Here is a 5552-nt window from a genome sequence, read left to right as displayed (position 1 = left end):
GAGTGATTCATGCAGCCGGGGTATTGGATGATGGCTTAGTGCAAAACCTCAGTTGGGAGCAGTTTACTAAAGTGATGGCACCAAAAGTTGCAGGGACTTGGCATTTACATCAACTCACCCAAGATTTACCCTTAGATTTCTTTGTTTGTTTCTCGTCGATGGCTTCGATGTTGGGTTCACCAGGTCAAGGAAACTATGCCGCAGCTAATGGTTTTATGGATGCAGTAGCCCATTATCGTCGAGGTCAGGGATTACCAGGATTAAGCATTAACTGGGGAGCATGGGCAACAGCAGGAATGGCAGCTCGTTTAGCAAAGGAACATCAAAATCGAATGCAGAGTAGCGGGGTAGTGGCCATTCAACCCGAATCAGGAATGCTTGCATTAGGTTCATTGTTATCAGGGTCTCAAAGCCAAGTAGGGGTATTCCCAGTTAATTGGTCGGAGTTTTTTAGGCAGATGCCAGGATTGGGAAAGCTCCCATTTTTAGAAACTTTTACCACAAAAACGGTAGAACAGAGTCAGAACAATCAGATTCTAGAACAGCTAAATCTAGCTTCAGAAGATAAGGAAAAAGAAAAGCTACTGACCTCTTATGTCCAAAGCAAAATTGCTCATATTATGGGTATGAACCTCTCTCAAATAGAGTTAGAAAAATCTCTAACTATGATGGGACTTGACTCATTGATGGCTGTGGAATTACGAAATCAGATTCAAACTGAGCTGCTAGTGGATATTCCGGCTACCAGATTTATGGAAGGAATCACCATTGTAGCTCTAGCAACTGAGATTAAACAACAACTGATAATTAAAACAGATAAAAATCAAACTATTGAATTAAATAATCAAGGGCAACTTGAGCCAGATAACGTCAAAGATAGTAATTGGATAGAGGTAGAACTATGAACTTAGTAGAATTTTTACAAAATATCTCTCTCAAAGGGGTAAAATTATGGTGTGATGGGGAAAAATTGCGTACGGGAGGTTCCCAAGAGGTATTAACTCCCGATGTTATTGCTCAACTGAAGCAGCACAAAACTCAAATTTTACAATTACTCCAGGAACAGCCAGATATATTGCAAGTATATCCTCTGTCCTACGGTCAAAAGAATATCTGGTTTTTATGGCAACTAGCACCTCAGGGTCATCATTATAATTTATCATTTGCAATTCGCATTTACTCCCAAGCAGATATAATTACTTGGCAGCAAACTTTTAAAGTGCTAAGGCAACGCCATCCGCTACTGCGGAGTACCTTTCCGAAAGTCAGCGAACAAGCAGTTTTACAGGTGCATCAAAATCAAGAGTTAGACTTCTTGCAAATTGATGCTACTACCTGGAGTGAAGATGAACTGCACAAAAGAGTGACAGAAGCTCATCGACATCCCTTTGACTTGGAAAAAGAACCAGTAATGCGGGTCAGGTGCTTCACTTGCTCAGAGCAAGAGCAGGTTTTATTGTTAACGATACACCACATTGCTTGGGATGGCTGGTCAATGAATTTGATTATCAAAGAACTGCCACAACTCTACCAAGCTCAACGTGCTGGTGTAGAGGCATCTCTACCAGAACTGAAGCACTCTTACCAAGATTACGTTCGTTGGCAAAGGGAGTTAGTAGAGAGTCAAGAAGGAGAAAGCCTCTGGGACTATTGGCAACAAAAACTGGCTGGAGAATTACCTGTATTAAACTTGCCCACAGACAGAAAACGGCCGCCAATACAGACCTATAACGGTGGTAGCTACCCTTTCAAGTTATCTGAAAAGCTGACTCAGCAACTGAAGACACTGGCTCAAAAAGAAGACGTAACTCTTTACATGCTCCTGTTAGCTGTTTTTCAAGTGCTTCTATCTCGTTACAGTGGTCAAAAGGATGTCTTAGTGGGTTCTCACACTTTTGGCAGAAGTAAAGCAGAGTTTGCCCCCATCGTGGGTTACTTTGTTGATTCAGTGGTGATGAGGGCAGATTTGTCAGGGAATCCTTGTTTTACAGACTTCCTCTCCCAAGTGCGCCACACAGTGCTTGAGGCACTAGCTCATCAAGATTATCCCTTTGTGTTATTGGTAGAACGGTTACAACCACCGCGAGACCCCAGCCGTTCCCCCATCTTCCAAGTTTCTTTTCTACTACAGAACTTCATCCAACAGCAATCTCAAGATATAAGAAAGCTGTTAACTAACAGAACAAAAGCTTTAGTAGATTGGGGAGGGCTTAAGGTAGAACCGTTTATATTGGATCAGTATGAAAGTCTGTTCGATTTGTTACTAGAAATGCTCGAAGAAGACTCTTATGTAACTGGTGTTTTAAAATACAATACTGACCTATTTGATGAGCATACTATTGCCCGAATGGCTGATCATTTTGAAAATTTGTTAGCCTTGATTGTGAGTAATCCAGAGCAGAGAGTAGGACAACTTCCTCTGCTAAGTGAAGCAGAAAGACAGCAGTTGTTAGTAGAGTGGAACAATACTAAAATAGATTACCCTACAGACAAATGTATCCATGAGATATTTGAAGCTCAGGTAGAAAAAAACCCTGAAGCAGTAGCAGTAGTATTTGAAGAGCAAAAGCTGACTTATTCTGAGTTGAATAGCAAAGCCAACCAACTCGCTCGCTACTTACAACATTTAGGAGTAAAACCAGAAGTTTTAGTAGGAATTTGCTACGAGCGCTCTGTTGAGATGGTAATTGCTTTATTAGCCACACTCAAAGCTGGAGGAGCTTATGTGCCAATCGACCCTAGTTATCCACCGCAACGGTTGGCTTATATGCTGGCAGACGCAGAGGTATTAGTGTTGTTGACAACTCCAGCACTGATGAAATTAATGCCAGAACATCAGGCACAGCTAGTTTGTTGGGAACAAGATGGGGAAGCTATTAGTTCACAGAGTATAGAGAATCCATTCAGTGGAGTCAATTACCAGAATTTGGCTTATGTTATCTATACCTCAGGCTCCACAGGAAAACCTAAAGGAGCAATGAATACCCACGGCGGGATTTGCAATCGTTTGTTGTGGATGCAAGATGCATTTAGCTTAACATCATCGGATAAGATTCTGCAAAAAACTCCATTCAGTTTCGATGTCTCAGTATGGGAATTTTTCTGGCCATTATTAGTGGGAGCAACTTTGGTGGTGGCGAAACCAGAAGGACACAAAGATAGTGGTTATCTCAGGGACTTAATTGCTCAAGAACAGATAACTACACTCCATTTTGTACCTTCAATGCTCAAAGTGTTTTTACAAGAAGATAAGTTAGAAGATTGCAGTAGTCTCAAGCGAGTCATTTGTAGTGGAGAAGCTTTATCAGTTCAAGTCCAGGAAAAATTCTTTGAGAAACTAGGGTGTGAGTTGCATAATCTCTATGGACCCACAGAAGCAGCGATCGATGTGACTTGGTGGCCATGTGTGCCAGATAAACAGCAGAAAATAATTCCCATAGGTCGCCCCATAGCTAATATACAAATGTATATCTTAGACCAACATCAACAACCAGTGCCTATTGGAGTAGCAGGAGAATTACACATCGCAGGTGCAGGTTTAGCCAGAGGTTACTTAAAACGAGAGGAATTAACACAACAAAAATTTATTCCCAACCCCTTCGACCAATCCCAAGATACTGAAAAATCCAAACTTTATAAAACAGGAGATTTAGCTCGATATTTACCAGATGGGAATATAGAGTTTTTGGGTCGCATAGACCACCAGGTAAAGATGCGGGGTTTTAGGATTGAGTTAGGAGAAATAGAATCTGCCATAGAAGAACATCCAGGGGTAGAAGAAACATTAGTAACACTCAGAGAAAATCAAGTAGGACAGCAGCAGTTAGTGGCGTATATAGTGCCGAATTATAAGGGAAGTAGACAAGTAAAACAACTGCTGCAATGGGAACAAGAAGGAAGACTAAAAACTGGTTACCAGTATCACTTACCTAATGGCATGGTAATCGTTCATCTAAATCAAAATGAAACCGACTTTTTGTACCAAGAGATATTTGAAAATGCGGAATATTTTCAGCATGGAATAAGGATTAATGAAGGAGATTGTATCTTTGATGTAGGAGCAAATATTGGGATGTTCAGTCTGTTTGCATCGCAACAGGTGAAAGATTTAGAGATATTTGCGTTTGAACCAATACCGCCAGTGTTTAAAGTACTGGAAATGAACACAGAGCTGTATATTTCAAAGGTAAAGCTATTTGAATGTGGTCTATCAAACCAAACCAGAATGGAGACCTTTACCTATTACCCAGAGAATTCAGTAGTGTCTGGACTATACGCAGACCAAAACCAAGAACAAGAAATGATGAAAACTTTCTTGAGCAACAAACAAAAGGAGACTGGGGAACAAAGCAAGTTATCGAGTCAAGAACTCGAACAAGTGAGTAGCTATATGTTCCAAACACAGCAACAAGTTAATTGCCAGTTAAGAACCCTATCAGAAGTAATAAGAGAGCAGGGGGTGGAACAGATAGATTTACTCAAAATAGATGTAGAAAAAAGTGAGTTAGAGGTGCTAGAAGGTATTGAATCAGAGGATTGGTCGAAAATCAAACAGATAGTAGTGGAAGTGCATGATATAAATGGCAGATTAGCGGCAGTGGAGGAGTTGCTAAAAGCTCAAGGATATCAGCTAAAAATCCAGCAAGAAACTTTCTTAGAAAAGACGCAGATATATAACATCTATGGATTACGTCAGTGGGGTAGCAAAGAAATTGATAGCCAGAGAAGCAAGCAAGTATCAAAAAACCGAGAACTATTAGAGAATCAACTCGACAGTTGGCAAGAAGTATTTAATGAAAGAATTCATTCAGAACTAGGACAATTCACTGACCCGTTTTTCAACATTGCTGGTTGGCGCAGCAGTTACGACAACCAACCCATACCAGTAGAGCAAATGCGCATCTGGGCAGGGGATATAGTAACTCAAGTCTTAGCCCAGAAACCAGAGAGTGTGTGGGAAATAGGTTGTGGTACAGGAATGCTGCTATTTCAAATCGCACCCCAGACACAAAACTATTATGGTACAGATATATCCAATGTTTCATTAGAATACATCAAACAACAAATAGAACAGGAACCAGACAAATATGGTGATGTTTCCTTAGCACAGAAACGAGCGGATAACATGGCTGATATAGCAGATAACAGTTTCGATGTTGTATTGCTGAGTTCCATAGTTCAGTATTTCCCTAGTGTTGAGTATCTGTTGCAAGTAATAGAAGAAAGTATCAGGGTAGTCAAACCAGGAGGGATGATTGTCTTAGGGGATATCCGCAGTTTCCCATTAATGAGAGCCTTTCACAGTTCGGTGCAACTATATCAAGCAACTCCCTCATTGTCACGACAACAACTCTTAGAAAAGATAGACAGACAAATGGAGGAGGAGAAAGAGTTGTTAGTGTCACCAGAGTTGTTTGTAGCTCTTAAAGAAAAACATCCAGAAATAACTCATGTACAAATCCGTTTACAGAGGGGAACAGAACACAATGAACTGAATAAATATCGCTATAGCGTACTGTTGCATATAGAGGCACAACCAGGAAAAGTAATAA

Annotated in this window: 2 protein-coding genes; both read left to right on the top strand. The window is 40.6% G+C overall.

Annotated elements, in window-relative coordinates:
- Nucleotides 1-905, top strand: a 905-nt coding sequence (locus F6K57_RS35495) for a beta-ketoacyl reductase (RefSeq protein ID WP_293072701.1), incomplete at its 5' end; no start/stop codon positions are given.
- Nucleotides 902-5552: amino acid adenylation domain-containing protein (locus tag F6K57_RS35490; RefSeq protein WP_293072699.1), on the top strand; the 4651-nt coding region annotated here is incomplete at its 3' end. The genes F6K57_RS35495 and F6K57_RS35490, both read left to right, overlap by 4 nt.

This window comes from Moorena sp. SIO4A5, from assembly GCF_010672005.1.
In the GTDB taxonomy this organism is placed as follows: Bacteria; Cyanobacteriota; Cyanobacteriia; order Cyanobacteriales; family Coleofasciculaceae; genus Moorena.
The sequence above is the reverse complement of the archived record's forward strand: the minus strand, read 5'-3'. Positions and strand labels throughout refer to the sequence as shown.